Origin of the sequence: Nonomuraea recticatena, assembly GCF_039533245.1 — a bacterium.
In the GTDB taxonomy this organism is placed as follows: Bacteria; Actinomycetota; Actinomycetes; order Streptosporangiales; family Streptosporangiaceae; genus Nonomuraea; species Nonomuraea roseola.
Window position 1 is genome coordinate 98629 of the sequence record NZ_BAAATE010000012.1, and the last position, 16611, is coordinate 115239.

The following is a 16611-nucleotide window of genomic DNA, read 5'->3' on the forward strand; positions in this document are numbered from 1 at the left end:
GAGGCGGCCTACGTTGGCGATGTGACCAGATACGTCCTCGTCCCCTGCGCGGCCGTCGTCGTCGTCATCTCCACGATCATGGCTCAGGGCAACCAGCACGGCGCCCGCCCGCTCGACGCGCTCGGCTACGCGCTGCTGGGCGCCACCGCGCTCGGCCTGGCCTGGCTGCGTGGCAGGCCGGAGGTGAGCGTGGCGGTCTGCTGCCTGGCCGCTGCCGTGGTGCTCGCCCTCGGCTACGCCTACGCGCTGTGGGCCGTCCCCGCTCTGATCGCGATGTTCACCGCCATCGCGGAGGGCCGCAGGCGCGAGGGCTGGGCGGGCGCCGCCTTCCTCGTCGCCTTCCCCGCGGCGGGGGCCCTGCTCGCCTACGACGCGGGCAACCTGGGCGCGCTGCTGGTCTGGGCGCTGGTGGTGGCGCTGACCGGGCAGCTGGCGGAGGTGTCGAGGGCCAGGCGCGGCTACATCGCCCAGCTGGAGCGCACCCGCGAGGAGGAGGCGCGCAGGCGCGCCCGCGACGAACGACTCAAGATCGCGAGGGAGCTGCACGACGTCACCTCGCACACGATCTCGCTCATCGCGCTGCAGGCCGCCGTCGCGGCCGAGGCCGTCGAGCGCGCAGGCGGGCCGCCAGAGGCGCGCGCGGCCCTGGGCGTCATCCGCACGGCCAGCCGTGAGGCGGTGTCCGAGATGAAGGGGCTGCTCGGGGTGTTGCGTCACGCCGACGGCGAGCAGGCGGGCCGGTCGCCGATGCCGGGGCTCGACAGGCTCGGCGAGCTCGTCGCCTCCTCCGCGCTGCAGGTGCGGCTCGCCTTCGAGGGCGACAGACGGCCGCTCCCTCCGGTGGTCGAGCTGACCGCCTACCGGATCGTGCAGGAGGCGCTGACCAACACCGTGCGGCACGCCAGGGCAGCCGCGGCGCAGGTGACGCTGCGCTACGAGAGCGGAGGGCTGGTCGTGGAGATCGTCGACGACGGAAGGGGAGTGCGCGGCGGCGGAGGCGCGGGACACGGCCTCGCGGGCATGGCCGAGCGGGTGGCCGCCGTCGGCGGCTCACTCAGCACCGGCGACAGGCCGGAGGGCGGCTTCGGCGTGGCCGCGTGGCTGCCGGCATGATCACCGTCCTGCTCGCCGACGACCAGCCCATGGTCAGGGCGGGCCTGCGCGCGCTGCTCGACACCGAGCGGGACCTGTCGGTGCTGGGGGAGGCCTCCGACGGGCGCGAGGCCGTACGGCAGGCCGCCGCGCTCAGGCCCGACGTGGTGCTGATGGACATCAGGATGCCCGAGCTGGACGGCCTGGAGGCCACCCGCAGGATCGTCGCGGCCCGCACCTCGCGCGTGGTCGTGGTGACCACCTTCGACCTCGACGAGTACGTCTACGAGGCGCTGCGAGCGGGGGCCAGCGGCTTCCTGGTGAAGGACGCCGAACCGGCCGAGCTGCGGCGGGCCGTCAGGGTGGCGGCCAGGGGCGACGCGCTGCTGTCGCCGGGGGTGACGCGCAGGCTCATCGAGGAGTTCGCGGCCAGGCCGGCGGCGCGCCGCGACGAGAGCAGGCTGACGGCGCTGACGGCGCGCGAACGGGAGGTGCTGGGCAGGATCGCGCAGGGACAGAGCAACGGGCAGATCGCCGAGACGCTGTTCATGAGCCCCGCGACGGTGAAGACGCACGTCAACCGGATCATGTCGAAGCTGGGGCTGCACGACAGGGCGCAGCTCGTGGTGCTGGCCTACGAGAGCGGGCTGGTGCGCCCCGGCGGCGGCGTATGATCCAAGCAATGTCTGGACAGGACGTGGCAGTCGTCGTCGACCCGAGCGTGCCCGAAGAGGTGGCCTGGAGCCTGAGGTCGAACGCCCAGCTGCTGGCCAGGGTCAGGCGAGGCCTCACGCCCGATCGCGAACTCGACGACGACTCCCTGCCGCGGGGGCTGGTCTCGGCGGGCGTCGCCGGCCTGGTGCTGCTCGATCTCGTCTTCTTCCAGGCCGGCCTGGCCCCCCTGGTCATCCTCACCACGGGCGCGATCCTGCTGCTCCTGCTCAGCAGGGGCCTGTCGGCCATCAAGCCCGGCGACGAGGATCCGGAGGGACAGGGAGACCTCATCCAGCAGGCCCGCTGGTACGACGGGCGCTACTACCTGCGTGAGGACTTCGACGCCGAGGCGCTCCCGCTGCTGGCGCGCACGCAGCGGGCGATCAACTCCGTCCTCGGTTCGCACGTCAACGCCGAGGGGCTCCTCGACGACGTGCGCAACTCCGTCATGCTGCCCCAGCAGGAGTGGGAGATCGCCCGCCTGCTGGCCAAGCTGTCGGCCCTGCGCGCCGAGCACAACGAGCTCATCGCCGACGGCGTCGCCCCTGAGGTGGCCAAGGCCGTGCAGCCGCTCGAACGGGCGCTGCTCAACAGCGAGGCGGCCGTGGCCGCCAGAGTCGAGGCGCTGGAGCGCTACGCGGGGCACGTGGCCGAGGCCGAGCGGGCCTACCACGCGCACGGCCAGATCGAGGAGCTGCGCGCCAGGCTGCCGCGCTACGAGGAGCTGGTGGCCGAGTCGGGAGCGGACGGCTTCGCCGTACCGGAGATCTCCAGGCTGTCGGAGGACGCCGACCGGCTGGAGAGGGCGCTGAGGCGGAGCGTGAGCTCCGCCCACGAGGCCTTCCGCTACCTCGACGGCTGAGAGCGCCGCGTCACTGGGGCGGCCTGGCCGACTGCAGCAGCACGTCGGCCAGCATCTCGGCCGCGTCCACCCTGCCCAGCTTGTGCGCGGCCTCGGCCATCGACGCGCGCAGGGCGGGGTCGGCCAGCAGCGGCATCAGCTCGGCCAGCAGCAGCTCGGCCGAGGGACCCGGCTCCAGCAGCGCCCTGGCGGCGCCGGCCGAGGCCAGGTAGCCGGCGTTCTTGCGCTGCTCGTCGCCGCCGCTCGGGATCAGCGGGATCAGCACCGAGGGCTTGCCGATCGCGGTGAGCTCCGAGACGGTGCCCGCGCCGCTGCGCGAGATGACCACGTCGGCCGCGGCGAACAGGTCGGGCAGCTCGGGACCCACGTAGGGCACAGGGTGGTAGCGCTCGGCCAGGTGGGGCGGCAGCGCGATGGCGCGCATCTGGTCGATCCACGCGGGCCCGCACTGGTGGATGATCTGCGCGTACGGCAGCAGCCGCGGCAGGATCTCCGTGATGAGGGTGTTGATCTGCTTGCTGCCCTGGGCGCCGCCGGTCACGTAGATGAGCGGCACCTCGAAGGTCAGCCCGAACTGGTCGTAGGCGGCGGCCCTGTCGCCGTGCAGCAGTTCGGGCCGCACCGGATTGCCCGTCACGACCGCCCTGTCGCGCACCGAGGCCGGCAGGTACTCCAGCGACGACTCGTGCGAGAGCGCGATGCGGGTGGCCATCCTGGCCAGGATGCGGTTGGCCAAACCCACGACCGTGGTCTGCTCGTGCATGACCAGCGGACGGCGCAGCAGCCTGGCCGCCACGCCGATCGGCACCGCCACGTAGCCGCCCGTCGACAGGACCACGTCGGGCTTGTAGCGGGCCGCGTGCGCGATCGCCTGCGCCACCCCGAGCGGGATGCGGAACAGGTCCGCCAGGTTGGTGCCGAGCTCGCGCAGGTTGGGACGGCGGCGCAGCTTGCCCGTGGTGATCGCCTGGAACGGGATGCCGTGCTCGGCGGTGATCCTGGCCTCGAGGCCGCTGGCCGTGCCGACCCACAGGACGTCGTGGGGCACGCGACGCCGCTGCAGCGCGGCGAGGGTGGTGAGGGCGGGATAGGTATGGCCGCCGGTGCCGCCACCGGTCACCAGCAGGCGAAGAGTTCGTGTCACTGCCTCAGGGTATTGCCGCCCGGCGCAGGCCGGTGTGGCCGGTCGGGGGGCGGGGCGTGTCGGCGGTGCGCGGCGCGGCCGCGCGTGAGCCCCTCCGAGTGTCATGACCACCAGGAAGGGTAAGCGCCCTTGCATGCCGACAATCACCCAGGGCGAGCTGTACACCGCGACGCTGGAGGTCGTGGAGCACCCGCCGCTCGGCGTGCCCGCCCTCGACGGCGGTCCGCGCGAAGCCGTCGTACGGCTGGCGGGCGAGCGGTCGCTGGTGCGGATCCTCGACGGGGGCGACGGCCGCGACCTCGACCTGGTGCTGCCGGGCGGCTACCGGCACCGCCAAGGGAAGGTGCGGCTGACCGCCCACCGCCTGGCCGAGGGCGTGTTCGCGATCAAGGCGGGCGAGCGCAGGATCGCGCTGCTGCGCCTGCGCGATCCCGCGCTGGGCATGCCGGCCTTCGACCCCTCGGGCAACCACCATCCCGCGCTGCGCCCGACCAGGCCGATGTGGTGGCGGCGCGCCAGGGTGCAGGGAATGGTGTCGCCGTGGGAGACGCTGCGGCTCGGCGCGGAGGTCGCCCTGCCGATCCTGCTCCAGGGCGTGATCCTGCGGCGGCGGCTGGGCGTGCGGCTGGCCGCGCTCATCGGGGCCGACAGCCGCGCCAACCGGCTGCTGGCCCGGCTGCGCGACAGGCACGACGGTGGGCCGCTGCTGATCAGGATCCCGCTGCGCGGCTGGGCGGTGATCCCGCTGAAGGGCGCCGACGTGCGGCGGGTGCTGCACGGCGCCGAGTTCACCCCCGCCAACAGGGAGAAGCGGGGCGCGCTCAGCCACTTCCAGCCCGACGCGGTGCTCATCACCAGAGACCCAGAACTGCGCGCCCGGCGCAGGACCTTCAACGAGGAGGTGCTGCGCCCCGAGCCGCTCGCGCAGGAGATCAGGCGGAAGGTCGCCCAGGAGATGGCGACGCTCCCCACCGAGGGCGTGCTGACCTGGAGCCGCTTCCACGCCGCGCACCGGAGGTTGACGCGCCGCATCGTGCTGGGCGACTCGGCCCGTGACGACGAGGCGGTCACCCGGCTGCTCGACCGGCTGCGCGCCGACGCCAACTGGTTCTACCTGCGCGCCCGCAAGACCGACGTGCGGGTGGCCTTCCAGCGGCGCATCGAGGCGCATCTGCGCAGGGCCGAGCGGGGCAGCCTGGCACGCGTGCTGGCCCAGACCCGCACCGACCCCGCGGTGCACCCCGAGGGGCAGGTGCCGCACTGGCTGTTCGCCTACGACGCGGCGGGCATGACGGCCTGGCGGGCGCTGACGCTGCCGGCCGTCCACGCGGGCCCGCACGATCCTGCGCACCTGCGCGCCGCGGTGCTCGAAGCGCTGCGGCGGTGGCCCACCACGCTTGCCATCCTGCGCGACACCACCGCGCCGACCCGCTGGCGTGGGGTCACTCTGCCCGAGGGCAGCATCGCGGCGGTCATCACCTCCTTCACCGACGAGGTGCCCTTCAGCGACGGGCCCGCCGCCTGCCCCGGCGAGGACCTGGCGCTGCTCACGGCCACGGAGATGCTCGCCGCGATCCTGCGCGACAGGGAGGTCGTCGCGCTGTCGCGGCGCTCGCCCCTCGACCACTTCGGGGTCCGCTTCGCCGTACGGCCTCGCGAGCGATAGCGTTCGCCCATGCGACTAGGCGTTCTGGACATAGGGTCCAATACCGTCCATCTCCTGGTGGTGGACGCGCATAGAGGGGCAAGGCCGATCCCCGCCTCCTCCCACAAGGAGGAGCTGCGCCTGTCGGAGCACCTGGAGGACGACAACCGCCTGTCGGTGCGAGGCATCGCACGGCTGGGGGAGTTCGTCACCGAGGCGCTGGAGATCGCCGAGGACAAGGGCGTGGAGGACTTCATGGCCTTCGCCACCTCCGCGGTGCGCGACGCGGCCAACGGCGTGCAGGTGCTCGCCGAGATCAACGCCCGCTGCGGGGTGGACATCCAGGTGCTGTCGGGCAGGGACGAGGCCAGGCTGACCTTCCTGGCCGCGCGCCGCTGGTTCGGCTGGTCGTCGGGGCGGATGCTGACCCTCGACATAGGAGGCGGCTCGCTGGAGATCGCCGCGGGCATGGACGAGGAGCCCGATGTGGCCGTCTCCCTCCCGCTGGGCGCGGGCAGGCTCACCCGCGACTGGCTGACCGCCGACCCGCCCACCGCCGACGAGGTGCGCAAGCTGCGCAAGCACGTGCGCGCCGAGATCGGCCGCATGGTCGGCGACGTGGTCAGGTACGGCGAGCCGCACTGCGCGGTCGCCACCTCCAAGACCTTCAAGCAGCTGGCCAGGATCGCGGGGGCCAGGCCCTCCAACGAGGGCCTCTACGTCTCGCGCTCGCTCACCAGGGGCGCGATGGCCGAATGGGCCGTCAAGCTGACCAGGATGACCGCCCAGGAGCGGGCCGCGCTGCCGGGCGTGTCCGAGGGGCGCGCGGCCCAGCTGGCCGCCGGCGCGATCGTGGCCGACGCGGTCATGGACCTGTTCGAGATCCGCGAGCTCGACCTGTGCCCGTGGGCGCTGCGGGAGGGGGTCATCCTGCGCCGACTCGACCTGATGCCTGGCCTTCAGGGCTGAGAGGGCTCGCTTGGAAGAGACATCTCACTTGAAAGGCGCATGAGGTACCAGGAACCGGGCAGCGCACGATCCATGATCTGGACGCTGCTCAGCCTGGCCATCTCGCTGACGATCGTCTTCGGGCTCGTCGCGCTCGCCCTGATCATCATCTCCCTGATCGTCCTGGGGGCGCTGGCCGTCATGGCCGCTCTGTCGGCGAGGGAGCCTCGACGAAGCGCAGCCTCTTCTCCAGGCTGACGATCGTGCCGCGCTCCCTGCGGTGGGTGAAACGGATGTCGTCGGCCAGGGCCCGCATGATCTGCAGCCCACGCCCGTGCTCCGAGCCGGGCGTGGGCTCGCGCACCTGGTGCGGATCGAACCCCGCGCCGGTGTCGATCACCCTGATCACGCACCGGTCGTTGTAGACGCCGGCGCTCACGGTGTAGTCGTCACTCGGCGTCGCGTGTTTGATCACGTTGGCGCAGGCCTCGGAGAGCATGAGCTCGATGTCGTCCCTGATCGTCGGCATGACGCCGAGCGAGCGCAGGGTGCCGTCGAGCGTCTGCCTGATCACCGGGACGCTCGCCGCGTCCCTGGGCAGCCGCAGTGCGATGGTCGCCTCCACTGGGGGGACCCCTCTCCTAGATCTCGGGGATCTGTCCGACCGCACGCTCCTCGCCCCTGTCCAGAATCATCTGGTTCAGGGTCTCGACGAGCTCTTCCTGTTCGTAGTCGCCGTCCGGCAGACGGTCGAAGTACGCCATGAGGTCGGCGGGCAGGTCCGCTGCCGTCATGCGCTCGTTGATCTCCAGGCGGCTCAGCCGTTCCTGACCCGTGTAGAGGGCGTCGATGAGCTCCTTGACGTGTTCTGTCTCCTTCTTCTCGGTCATGGCATGCCCGTGCCCAAGACAGAGCGCCTCAATCGTCGCAGGGGCCTTCGAGGATCTCCAGCGCCACCTTCTTGGCGGCCGCCCGGCGCTCGTCGTCGGTGACGTCGTAGTGGTGGGTCAGCCACATGGCGGCGTGGAGGGTGAACAGCGCCATGGAGCCGCGCAGCCTCACGTGGAGGGGGTCGTCGGGCGAGCTGAGCTCGGAGCTGAGCTCGATCATCCGCTCGCGCATCCGGTGAATGGTCGGATGGTCGCGCAGCGCGGTCTGGTTGCGCTCGAGAAAACGGGTGATCTCCTGGTGGCGCGACTGCGAAAGCTGTGCGGCGTAGCGGACGACGAGCTCTCTGCGGGTCTCGGCGCTCCTGGGCTGCGAGCGGGCCCACCTCACGAGCTCCTCGGTCTCGGCCACCCTCATCTCGGCCAGGCTGGCGACGATGTCGTCCTTGGTCTTGAAGTGGTAGTAGAGGGCCGCCTTCGTGACGCCGAGCTCCTCGGCGATCTCGCGCAGGGACGTGGCCTCGTAACCCTGTTCGATGAAGAGCCTGAGCGCGATCTCCTGGATCTTCGCCCGGGTGTCGTCGCGCATAACGGTCCTAATCGCTTGACGGCCGGCAAGTAAGACCTTAGCTTAGCCGTTGCTTGCCGGTCGGCAAGTAAGGCGATCGGCGAGATCGGGGAGTGAATCGGTGGAGCGACGGCGCGAGGTCATGGCGGTCCTGCCGGGCCTGATGGCCGCCATGGTGCTGGCGATGCTCGACAACATGATCGTGGGCACCGCCATGCCGCGCATCGTCGAGGAGCTGGGCGGCCTGACCCATCTGTCCTGGGTCGTCACCGCGTACGTCCTGGGGACGACGGTCTCGACCCCCATCTGGGGCAAGATCGGTGACCTGTACGGGCGCAAGAACATCTTCATGGGCTCGATCGTGCTCTTCATGCTCGGCTCGGTGCTGTGCGGCATGGCGGGCTCGTCCATGCTGGGCGGTCCCGAGGACGGCATGACCCAGCTCATCGCCTTCCGCGCGCTGCAGGGCCTGGGCGCGGGCGGTCTCATGGTCAACGCGATGGCCATCATCGGCGACCTGGTCCCGCCGCGCGAGCGCGGCCAGTACCAGGGCGTGATGGCGGGCGTCATGTCCCTGGCGATGATCGCAGGGCCGCTGGTCGGCGGTTTCATCACCGACCACCTCGACTGGCGCTGGGCCTTCTACGTGAACCTGCCCGTCGGCGCCGTCGCCCTGGCGCTGCTGGCGGTGAAGCTGAAGCTGCCCAAGCTGCGCAGCCAGGCGCGCATCGACTGGCTCGGCGCGGCCCTGCTGTCGATCGGCATCACCGCGCTGGTCCTCATCACCACCTGGGGCGGCAACGACTACGACTGGGCCTCGCCGCAGATCCTCGGCCTGGCCGCGCTGGCCGTGGTCAGCATCGCCGTCTTCATCCCGGTCGAACGCCGCGCCGCCGAGCCGATCATGCCGCTGCAGCTGTTCCGCAACCGCAACTTCACGCTGATCTCGGCCGTCGGCTTCCTGCTCGGCTTCGCGATGTTCGGCGCCATCAACTTCCTGCCGCTCTACCAGCAGACCGTGCAGGGCGCCACGGCGACCAACTCGGGCCTGCTGCTGCTGCCGATGATGGCCGCGGCGATGGTCGTGTCGCTGTTCGTCGGCAAGGCGATCACCAAGACCGGCAGGTACAAGCTCTATCCCGTGCTCGGCGGCGTGATCATGGCGGTGGGGATGTTCCTGCTGTCGCTCATGGGCGTGCAGACCCCCTCGTGGCAGACAGGCGTGTTCATCGCCGTCCTGGGCCTCGGCATGGGCTTCCTGATGCAGACCACGATGCTGATCGCGCAGAACAGCGTCGAGCAGAAGGACCTCGGCGTCGCCAGCAGCGCCTCCACCTTCTTCCGCTCCATCGGCGGCTCGTTCGGCGTCTCGCTGTTCGGCGCGATCTTCAACAACCAGCTGCTGTCGGGCCTGACCGACAGGTTCGGCGCGCGGGCGGCCGACGAGGTCGTCGCCTCGGGCGGCAGGATGGACGCCTCCTCGCTCGGCCAGCTGACGCCGCAGGTGCGCACCGGCTTCCTGACGGCGCTGGCCGACGCGATCTCGGGCATCTTCTGGTGGGCGATCCTCTTCGCGGTCGTGGTGCCGCTGCTGGCCGCCTTCATCAAGGAGATCCCGCTGCGCGGCGGCCCCGGCGAGGAGGAGGAGCTGAAGGCCGCGCTCACCGACTGAGGTGAGCCGTCACCCGGTGAGGTCGAGCTGCATCAGCTCGGTGTCGACCCAGCGGCCCAGCTTGAAGCCGACCCCCTTCAGGCGGCCCGCGGGCTCGAATCCGAACGAGCGGTGCAGCGCGGCCGAGCCCTGCTCGCCCGTGTCGGCGATCACCGCCACCACCTGGCGCACCCCGGCCTTGGCACAGCGCGGCAGCAGCTCGCCCAGCAGCGCCCTGCCAAGCCCCCTCCCCGTACGGCCGGGAGCCAGGTAGATCGAGTCCTCCACCGAGTGGCGGTAGGCGGGCTTGGGCCGCCACTGGCTCGCGTAGGCGTAACCGGCCACCTCGCCCTCGACGTCGGCCACCAGGAACGGCAGGCCGCGCCCGTCCAGCTCCCTCAGGCGCTCCTCCCAGAAGGCCGCCTCCGGCGCGACCTCGTCGAAGGTGATGACGCTGGTGGCGACGTAGTGGGCGTAGATGGCGGCGACCTCGGCCAGGTCCGCGGCGGTGGCGGGACGGATCGTCATCCGCCCAGCCTAGAACCACGGGCGCGCGGCGCCGATACCGTCACCAGGGCCTCGCCTGCCAGGACGTGACAGGCCCCCTTCTCTCCGTCACGGCTCCCGGCGGACAATGAGGAGATGAGCAGGCGTGTCCGCGCCGTGGTCCTGGTCGAAGGCGTCGTGCAGGGGGTCGGATTCCGGCCCTTCGTGTACGGCCTGGCCACCGGGCTCGGCCTCGACGGGCTGGTGGGCAACGACGAGCGCGGCGTCTTCATCGAGGTCGAGGGCGCCCCCTCCACCGTCGAGGAGTTCCTGACGACACTCAGGAAGAGCCCGCCCCCGCTGGCACTGGTCGAGCGGATCAGCTCGGGGCTGGTTCCCACCACGGGCGAGGTCGGATTCGTCATCTCCGGCAGCGCCACGGGCGGACCGCGGCGCGCGCTCGTCTCCCCTGACGTGGCCACCTGCGCCGACTGCCTGCGTGAGATGGGCGACCCGGCCGATCGCAGGTACGGCTACGCCTTCACCAACTGCACCAACTGCGGTCCCCGCTTCACGATCGTCCACGGCGTGCCGTACGACAGGCCGAACACCACGATGGCCGCCTTCGCGATGTGCGCCGACTGCGCGCGGGAGTACCACGATCCGGCCGACCGGCGCTTCCACGCCCAGCCGGTGTGCTGCCCCGCCTGCGGGCCCCGCCTGCGCCTGCTCGACAGCGGCGGCGAGGAGATCGCGGGCGATCCCGTGGAGGGAACGGCGCGCCTGCTGCGCCGTGGCGGCGTCCTGGCCGTCAAAGGGCTCGGTGGCTACCATCTGGCCGCGCTCGCGGCCCGCGCGGACGCCGTCACGGCGCTGCGCGAACGCAAGCACAGGGAGGACAAGCCGTTCGCCGTCATGGTGCCCGACCTGGACGCGGCCCGCCGGCTGTGCGACGTGGACGCGGCCGAGGAGGCCCTGCTCACCTCGCGGGCCCGCCCGATCGTGCTGCTGCGCCGGCGCGCCGACGCGGAGGTGGCGCCGCTGGTGGCGCCCGGTAACCGGTGGCTCGGGCTGATGCTGCCCTACACCCCGCTGCACCACCTCCTGCTCGGCAGGCTCGGCACGCCGATCGTGCTGACCAGCGGCAACGTCTCCGACGAGCCGATCGTGTACCTCGACGAGGACGCCGTACCCCGCCTCGGCGGCATCGCCGACGCCTTCCTCACCCACGACCGCCCCATCCACATGCGCACCGACGACTCCGTGGTCCGCGCCTTCCGCGGCGAGGACCTGCCGATCCGGCGCTCCAGGGGGTACGTCCCCCACCCGCTCACCCTGGCCCGGCCCGTTCCCCGGACCGTCCTCGGCTGCGGCGCCGAGCTGAAGCACACCTTCTGCCTGGCGAGGGACGGCCACGCCTTCGTCTCCCACCACATCGGCGACCTGGAGAACTACGAGACGCTGCGCTCCTTCACCGAGGGGGTCGACCACTTCGCGCGGGTGTTCGACCTCGCTCCCGAGGTGGTCGCCCACGACCTGCACCCGGAGTACCTGTCCACCAAGTACGCGCTTGCCAGGCAAGGGGTCGACCTGGTCGGGGTGCAGCACCGTCCATGAAGACCACGTGCTTGTCCGGGTTCTGCCTGGCCACCTTGAGCGCGTCCAGCGGGGAGTAGACCATGCGGATAGCGGCTGGGAATCTCGTAGAGACAGGACCGGAGGCTGTGGCTCCGCGAGCGGGCCCCGAATATCCGGTTGTCCGGGCTGGGCGCCCATGGCCACAATCGTCCCCATGAATCGCCACACCGTCCGCCGTCCGGGCCAGGCGGACGCCGCCCACGTCTACGACCTCGTCGCCGCCTACGACACCTTCACCATCGGCACGCCCGACGTGACGCCCGCCGACATCGCCGACGAACTCGCCGAGCTCGACACCGACAAGGACGCCTGGCTGGTCGAGGACGCCGAGGGAAGGCTCGACGGCTGGGCGTACGCCATGGCCAAGGGCGACAGCGACCACGTCGACGTGGAGGTGGTCGTCAGGCCCGGCGTCGGCGACGGCGTCAGCCAGTGGCTCTGGACGGCGGTGCTCGAACGCTCACGCGAGCTCGCCGCCGAGCGCGGCCACGACGGAGCCACGCTCGACATCGGCGTCTACCGCGCCGACGAGGCCGGGCAGGCCGTGGTCACGGCGCTCGGATTCGAGCCCGCCACCAGCTTCCACCGGCTCGGCATCGACTTCGAAGGGCCCGTCGAGGCGCCGCGGCCGCCCGAGGGCGTCACCCTGCACACCGCCGACACCGACGAGGTCAGGCGCGAGGCGTACCGCGTCCAGCAGGAGGGGTTCGCCGACCACTTCGGGTTCGTGCCGCTGCCGTACGAGGAGTGGCTGGCCCGCAGGCAGGCCTCGGCGGCCACCGACTGGTCGCAGCTCACGCTCGCCAGGGTCGACGGCGAGCCCGCCGCGATGCTGCTGGGCACCAACCACTTCGTCTCCGACGAGAACCGCGGCTACGTGCTGAGCCTGGCCACCCTGCCGGCCTACCGAGGGCGCGGCCTCGGCCGCCTGCTGCTGCGCACGGCCTTCGCGGCCGACGCCGCCAGGGGCAGGCGCGGCACCCTGCTGCAGGTCGACGCCAACAACACCACGCCCGCCCTCGGCCTCTACACCTCGGCGGGCATGCGCCCCGTCCTGGTGATCGACGTCTGGCGCAGGAGGGTCTAGACCCTCACCGGCCCGGCGGTCCTCACTACCCGCGCGCGTCTCGGGCCGAGATCCGGTGCCTGGCCAGATGCTCGAGCACCGACTGGTTGGCCTCCCAGCCGTCGGGGAACTTCACGGGCACCCCCAGCTGCACGGTCTCGGCCGAGGGATGGGCGTCGAGCAGCTCGGGAATGCCCGCTCTGGCCACCACCACGCAGGCGTGCCTATGGCGTGAGGCCAGCACGCACAGCCGTCCTGACTCGAGGTGGAAGGCGGTGGCGTCCCTGCGCCCCGACAGCGGGTGCAGCACCACGGTCACGTCGTACTCGCGTCCCTGGAGCCTGTTGGCGGTGTCGACGGTGATCTCGGGCGGCACGCCCGCGTTCCTGATCGCCGCCACCTGGTCGCGATGGGCGGCGCCGACCGCGATGCGGTCGGCCGTCACGGGCGCCTCGCCCCGCTCGGAGTAGGCCACGCCCCCGCGCTGCAGCAGCCGGGTGGCCAGCAGCGCCACCGCCTGGACGGCCTCGGCGTCGGTGCGGACCGTGTGGCGGGCCGGCAGCTCCAGCAGCGCCCACCCCGCGCGGGCGGCCTCCTCCAGGGTGCGGTCGTAGACGGTGCCCATGCCCTCGGTGGTGAGCTCCATCCGGCGCTCGCCCGGCCCGGTGCCCGCCCTGAACCCGGTGAAGGGGTAGAAGGCCCGCGACACGACGGGCGCCGCAGAGGCGGGCAGCCGCCACGACACCGGAAGGCGGTGGACGGGCAGGTCGGGGTTGTGGCGCAGCAGCACCGACACCGCGCTCTGCACCGGGTCCCACGACAGCCCGGCCCACCGGTCGGCCTCCACGATCGAGAACGGGTCGAGCTGCCCCGGGTCGCCCACGAACAGCGCCCGCTCGAACAGCCCCGCGATGCGCAGCAGCTTGTCCGAGCGCATCTGGTAGGCCTCGTCGACGATCGCCCACGGCCAGGTGCGGCCGCTGATCCAGGCCCACTTGTCGGCGGTGGCGATCACGATGGCCGGATCGTCGAGGTCCTGCACCCTGGTGCCGATCGTGACGCTCGGCAGTTCGAGCAGCCTGAGCGGCGCCACGTAGCCCGAGGCCGACAGGCGGCCCACGCTCAGGTCGGGATGTTTGTCGGCGATGCGCTCGATGAGGTCGTCGACCTGCTCGTTGGTCTGGGCCACGATCATCAGCGGCTCGCCCGTCGCCGCCAGGTGCGCCGCGGCCCGCACGACCAGCGTCGACTTGCCCGCGCCCGGCGGCGAGTCGACGACCACGCCCCTGTGCCTGGGCAGGTCGGCGAGGACTGCCTGAATGACCTCTTCGGGGCTGCTCATGCCCATTCCTCCTGGGCGTCCTCGTCGTTCGGTACGTACTCCTGCGGCGGGCCGCCGTGCGTCCATGGCGTGGCGTCCCTGTCGGGCAGGGCGGCAGAGCCCTGGAAGTCGTCGGTCAGTGAGGTGTAGCAGACCCGCTCGCCCGGCTCGGGCACCGACCCAGGAGCGGGTGTCCTGCCCCTGCCCATGCCCTTGGTGATCTTCAGGGTGACCAGGCCGTCGCTCACGTCGACCAGCTGCGCCGCCTGGCCGCGACGGTCGGGTGTGCCGAGCGTGGCGCCCGGTGACAGGCGTACGGGGTCGTCGGTCTTGACCAGGACGACAGGGCGCAGCTTGCGCGAGCGGCCCTCGCCCTCGGTGTGCTCGGGGTCGGTCTCGATGACCTCGCCGGCGAAGGCCTCACCCGTCAGGCGGTACTCGGCCATGACCAGCGGATCGTCGTAGGCGCGCTGCACCTCGAAGGCCGCCTGCGCGCGCTCCATCCTGGACAGCCTGGAGGCGGCCGCGACCGCGCCGTCACGGCGGGCCTGCGGCGGTGCGCCCTCGGCGACCTGCTCGGCCATCATGCTGAACGAGCCGCGGTCGCTCTCCCACCGCGTGGCGACGCTCGCGCCCTCGGGCAGGGCGCGCAGCAGGTCGACGGCCTGCCACATCAGCCGCCACGTCGGCGCCAGCTGCGTGCGCAGCGCCTCGGTGACGCGCTCGACCGTGCCGCTCTCGATCGCGGGCGCTAGCACCTCGGCGTCGAACCCCGGGTCGGTGGCGGGGCCGGCGGGCGGCCAGATCAGCGGGTCCTCGGCCTCCTGCGCGGCCTGTGGCCCCGTGCGCCCAGGGGGAGGGGAGATCCAGCCGAGCAGCGCGGCCAGGTTGGCGTCCTCCAGACCGCTCTGCCCGCTGGCCCAGTGACGGCCGAGCTCCTCGGTCGCCGCCAGCGTCAGCGACGAGCCGGGGTGGGCGGCGCGCTCGGCGAAGTAGGTCAGCCACCTGCCCAGCAGCGGCACCTCGGCGGGCACGGGATAGGGCCCGTCGGGACGGCGGAACCTCGTCGACCTGCCGAGCAGCCTGGTGAAGGCCACGCCCGAGGGATTGGGGAGCAGCAGCTGCGGCGCGTCCAGCGCCCGCTGGTAGGGGTCGGCGTTCTTCTTCTCGACCGTCTCGCTCTGGCCGAGGAAGCTCTCCACGTACGGCAGCAGCACCCGCGCCAGCTCCGCCGTGAAGGCGAACCGCAAGTCCCTGTTGCGCGGCTGGGCGACCACGAGCAGCTCGGGCGCGTCACGATCGGTGCCCAGCATGACCGCCAGCGGCGCCGCGGCCTCGCCGGAGAGCCTGAGCGGGACGAAGACCATGGGGCGCCGGCCGAGATGGCAGTGGCGGACCGTGGCGATGGGCTGCGCCACGCCCTCCTTGATCGCCCTCAGCCTGGCCAGCGAGGTCAGGATGCTCACGCCAGGCACTCCCTGCGCAGCCGTTCGGCGTCGCGCAGCAGGCGCGCGATCTCCTCCTGGCCGGGGGCGGGCTCCCTGAGCCCGTCGGCCAGCGCCAGCGCCTCCTCCACCGTCGCCACCCCGCCCAGCTCGTCGCGCACCTGCCTGCCGAGCTGGTCGGAGGCCCCGTCGCGTCTGGCCTCGTCGCGGCAGAAGAAGCACAGGTCACAGGTGGACAGGCAGTCGGGCGCGTAGCGGGCGCTCACCTGCTGGATCGCCTCGGCGAGGGCCTCGGCCGACCTGGTGGGCGCGCCGTCCTCGCCGGGCAGCAGGTCGAAGCTCACCCCTTCGGGCAGCTCGGCCAGCAGCCTGTCGATCGAGGTCATCCTGGCCAGCTGCCGCTTCAGCACGGCCAACTGCCTGCGCACGTCGACCAGGGTGGCCATCGGGCGGTTGGCGAAGTTCTCCGGGCAGACCAGCACCACGTCGTGCGCCACCAGCAGCGGGTCGTGGCCGAGCTCCTCGAGGAGCGTGCGCAGGGCCAGCACGTACACCGCCGCCTGCCTGGCGGCCGCCGACACGCTGGCGGGGTCGGCCTGCCCGTCGATCACCGCGAACGACTTGATCTCCACGATGTGGAAGCGCCCGCCGTGCTGGAAGGCCACCACGTCGGGCTCGAGGAAGGCGGTGTGCCCGGCGATCTTCAGGCTGAGCAGCGGATGGTCGTAGAGCGTGCCCTGCTCGCCCCTCGCCGCCCTGTCGAACAGGGTGCGGGTGTGGGCGTGCCGCAGGTGGGCGCCGACGTTCTGCACGTCCTGGTAGGCCACCTCGTCGATCGGCAGGCGCAGCACGTCGCGCAGCAGCCTCAGCAGCTCCGCGCAGCCGTCGGCCTTGACCAGCGCCTCGAAGGCGTTGCCCCTGGTGATCGCGAACGGCGACTGGCCGAACGGGGCGGGGAAGCCCAGGTGCCTGGCGGCGGCGTCCTTGTCGACGCCCGCGCCGTCCATCAACGCCCTTCGCGCGCATCCCGGGTTGGCCGCCAGGGCGGCGATGGCCCTGGCGTCGTGGGGCTTGGCGGGCGTCGTGCCCCGCAGCGAGTCGAGCCCGCTCACCCTCTCACCGACGGTCGCCATCGGCCTCCGCT

Annotated in this window: 17 protein-coding genes; 8 read left to right on the plus strand and 9 right to left on the minus strand. The window is 72.1% G+C overall.

The features are described 5' to 3' along the window. Positions 1–21: 21 nt before the first annotated feature. From ABFX50_RS23480 to ABFX50_RS23490, 3 genes are read left to right on the plus strand one after another with little or no spacing between them, the layout of a single operon-like run. A complete protein-coding gene (locus ABFX50_RS23480; protein WP_346149503.1) occupies positions 22–1113 on the plus strand; it encodes a sensor histidine kinase in 1092 nt (363 codons plus the stop codon). Then, positions 1110–1766, plus strand: a complete 657-nt coding sequence (locus tag ABFX50_RS23485; protein WP_183661521.1) for a response regulator — start codon at positions 1110–1112, stop codon at positions 1764–1766. Before ABFX50_RS23480 ends, ABFX50_RS23485 begins: the two co-directional genes overlap by 4 nt. Positions 1767–1774: 8 nt before the next feature. Continuing rightward, positions 1775–2668, plus strand: a complete 894-nt coding sequence (locus ABFX50_RS23490) for a hypothetical protein (RefSeq protein ID WP_346149504.1) — start codon at positions 1775–1777, stop codon at positions 2666–2668. A gap of 10 nt (positions 2669–2678) precedes the next feature. On the opposite strand, the gene murG is transcribed toward ABFX50_RS23490, so the two are convergent. Next, positions 2679–3812 carry an undecaprenyldiphospho-muramoylpentapeptide beta-N-acetylglucosaminyltransferase gene (murG, locus tag ABFX50_RS23495; protein WP_346149505.1) on the minus strand — a complete coding sequence of 378 codons (1134 nt, stop codon included), beginning with the start codon at positions 3810–3812 and terminating at the stop codon, positions 2679–2681. Between the two features lie 133 nt (positions 3813–3945). Here murG and ABFX50_RS23500 point away from each other — a divergent pair, with 133 nt between their 5' ends. Continuing rightward, a complete protein-coding gene (locus tag ABFX50_RS23500) occupies positions 3946–5478 on the plus strand; it encodes a cytochrome P450 family protein (RefSeq protein WP_346149506.1) in 1533 nt (510 codons plus the stop codon). A gap of 9 nt (positions 5479–5487) precedes the next feature. Next, a complete protein-coding gene (locus tag ABFX50_RS23505) occupies positions 5488–6426 on the plus strand; it encodes a Ppx/GppA family phosphatase (protein ID WP_346149507.1) in 939 nt (312 codons plus the stop codon). Here ABFX50_RS23505 and ABFX50_RS23510 read toward each other — a convergent pair. From ABFX50_RS23510 to ABFX50_RS23525, 4 genes are read right to left on the minus strand one after another with little or no spacing between them, the layout of a single operon-like run. After that, a complete protein-coding gene (locus tag ABFX50_RS23510) occupies positions 6417–6608 on the minus strand; it encodes a hypothetical protein (RefSeq protein WP_346149508.1) in 192 nt (63 codons plus the stop codon). The genes ABFX50_RS23505 and ABFX50_RS23510 overlap by 10 nt on opposite strands. Then, entirely contained in the window at positions 6605–7030 is a 426-nt protein-coding gene (locus ABFX50_RS23515) for an ATP-binding protein (protein ID WP_183661515.1), read from the minus strand. The genes ABFX50_RS23510 and ABFX50_RS23515 overlap by 4 nt, the downstream gene beginning before the upstream one ends. A 16-nt stretch (positions 7031–7046) precedes the next feature. Further along, positions 7047–7295 carry a hypothetical protein gene (locus tag ABFX50_RS23520; protein ID WP_192775618.1) on the minus strand — a complete coding sequence of 83 codons (249 nt, stop codon included), beginning with the start codon at positions 7293–7295 and terminating at the stop codon, positions 7047–7049. A gap of 28 nt (positions 7296–7323) precedes the next feature. Next, positions 7324–7881, minus strand: coding sequence for a TetR family transcriptional regulator (locus ABFX50_RS23525; RefSeq protein WP_183661513.1), 558 nt, complete (start codon positions 7879–7881; stop codon positions 7324–7326). 100 nt (positions 7882–7981) lie between these two features. Here ABFX50_RS23525 and ABFX50_RS23530 point away from each other — a divergent pair, with 100 nt between their 5' ends. Beyond that, positions 7982–9532 carry an MDR family MFS transporter gene (locus tag ABFX50_RS23530; RefSeq protein ID WP_346149509.1) on the plus strand — a complete coding sequence of 517 codons (1551 nt, stop codon included), beginning with the start codon at positions 7982–7984 and terminating at the stop codon, positions 9530–9532. 9 nt (positions 9533–9541) lie between these two features. Here ABFX50_RS23530 and ABFX50_RS23535 read toward each other — a convergent pair whose 3' ends face one another. After that, on the minus strand, positions 9542–10039 hold the full coding sequence (locus tag ABFX50_RS23535; protein WP_183661512.1) for a GNAT family N-acetyltransferase: 498 nt from the start codon (positions 10037–10039) through the stop codon (positions 9542–9544). 114 nt (positions 10040–10153) lie between these two features. Between ABFX50_RS23535 and hypF the strand changes: the two genes are divergently transcribed. After that, entirely contained in the window at positions 10154–11614 is a 1461-nt protein-coding gene (gene hypF, locus ABFX50_RS23540; RefSeq protein WP_346149510.1) for a carbamoyltransferase HypF, read from the plus strand. A gap of 175 nt (positions 11615–11789) precedes the next feature. Then, positions 11790–12722: a GNAT family N-acetyltransferase gene (locus tag ABFX50_RS23545; RefSeq protein ID WP_346149511.1), complete on the plus strand. Its 933-nt coding sequence runs from the start codon at positions 11790–11792 to the stop codon at positions 12720–12722. 25 nt (positions 12723–12747) lie between these two features. Here ABFX50_RS23545 and ABFX50_RS23550 read toward each other — a convergent pair whose 3' ends face one another. From ABFX50_RS23550 to ABFX50_RS23560, 3 genes are read right to left on the minus strand one after another with little or no spacing between them, the layout of a single operon-like run. Further along, positions 12748–14043, minus strand: a complete 1296-nt coding sequence (locus tag ABFX50_RS23550) for an AAA family ATPase (RefSeq protein ID WP_346149512.1) — start codon at positions 14041–14043, stop codon at positions 12748–12750. Further along, positions 14040–15488 carry a hypothetical protein gene (locus tag ABFX50_RS23555; RefSeq protein WP_183661481.1) on the minus strand — a complete coding sequence of 483 codons (1449 nt, stop codon included), beginning with the start codon at positions 15486–15488 and terminating at the stop codon, positions 14040–14042. The genes ABFX50_RS23550 and ABFX50_RS23555 overlap by 4 nt, the downstream gene beginning before the upstream one ends. After that, positions 15485–16600 (minus strand): hypothetical protein, encoded by a 1116-nt coding sequence (locus tag ABFX50_RS23560; protein ID WP_183661479.1) that lies wholly within the window; start codon positions 16598–16600, stop codon positions 15485–15487. Before ABFX50_RS23560 ends, ABFX50_RS23555 begins: the two co-directional genes overlap by 4 nt. Positions 16601–16611: the final 11 nt, after the last annotated feature.

What these genes read in the sequence shown, in the direction of transcription:
- ABFX50_RS23505 (WP_346149507.1), top strand. Translation starts at nt 5,488, where the DNA reads ATGCGACTAGGCGTTCTGGACATAGGGTCCAATACCGTCCATCTCCTG.
- ABFX50_RS23520 (WP_192775618.1), bottom strand. Translation starts at nt 7,295, where the DNA reads ATGACCGAGAAGAAGGAGACAGAACACGTCAAGGAGCTCATCGACGCC.
- ABFX50_RS23535 (WP_183661512.1), bottom strand. Translation starts at nt 10,039, where the DNA reads ATGACGATCCGTCCCGCCACCGCCGCGGACCTGGCCGAGGTCGCCGCC.
- ABFX50_RS23525 (WP_183661513.1), bottom strand. Translation starts at nt 7,881, where the DNA reads ATGCGCGACGACACCCGGGCGAAGATCCAGGAGATCGCGCTCAGGCTC.
- ABFX50_RS23550 (WP_346149512.1), bottom strand. Translation starts at nt 14,043, where the DNA reads ATGAGCAGCCCCGAAGAGGTCATTCAGGCAGTCCTCGCCGACCTGCCC.
- hypF (WP_346149510.1), top strand. Translation starts at nt 10,154, where the DNA reads ATGAGCAGGCGTGTCCGCGCCGTGGTCCTGGTCGAAGGCGTCGTGCAG.
- ABFX50_RS23510 (WP_346149508.1), bottom strand. Translation starts at nt 6,608, where the DNA reads ATGACGGCCAGCGCCCCCAGGACGATCAGGGAGATGATGATCAGGGCG.
- ABFX50_RS23490 (WP_346149504.1), top strand. Translation starts at nt 1,775, where the DNA reads ATGTCTGGACAGGACGTGGCAGTCGTCGTCGACCCGAGCGTGCCCGAA.
- ABFX50_RS23545 (WP_346149511.1), top strand. Translation starts at nt 11,790, where the DNA reads ATGAATCGCCACACCGTCCGCCGTCCGGGCCAGGCGGACGCCGCCCAC.
- ABFX50_RS23500 (WP_346149506.1), top strand. Translation starts at nt 3,946, where the DNA reads ATGCCGACAATCACCCAGGGCGAGCTGTACACCGCGACGCTGGAGGTC.
- ABFX50_RS23560 (WP_183661479.1), bottom strand. Translation starts at nt 16,600, where the DNA reads ATGGCGACCGTCGGTGAGAGGGTGAGCGGGCTCGACTCGCTGCGGGGC.
- ABFX50_RS23485 (WP_183661521.1), top strand. Translation starts at nt 1,110, where the DNA reads ATGATCACCGTCCTGCTCGCCGACGACCAGCCCATGGTCAGGGCGGGC.